A 207-nucleotide genomic window follows, 5' to 3' on the forward strand; every position below is an offset into this window, starting at 1 on the left:
CAGCCACCCTTTAAAGAAAGCGTAATAGCTCACTAGTCGAGTCGGCCTGCGCGGAAGATGTACCGGGGCTTAAGCCATATACCGAAGCTATGGATGCCGTACTTTGTACGGCATGGTAGAGGAGCGTTGTGTAAGTCTGTGAAGGTGAGTTGAGAAGCTTGCTGGAGATATCACAAGTGCGAATGCTGACATGAGTAACGATAAAGG

The 207-nt window shown here is 49.3% G+C and carries 1 rRNA gene; it reads left to right on the forward strand.

Features of this window, described 5'->3' with window-relative positions:
- Positions 1-207: ribosomal RNA gene (locus tag LGT40_RS16695) — 23S ribosomal RNA — on the forward strand; the annotation flags it as partial.

The organism is Methylophaga pinxianii, from assembly GCF_020447225.1.
In the GTDB taxonomy this organism is placed as follows: Bacteria; Pseudomonadota; Gammaproteobacteria; order Nitrosococcales; family Methylophagaceae; genus Methylophaga; species Methylophaga pinxianii.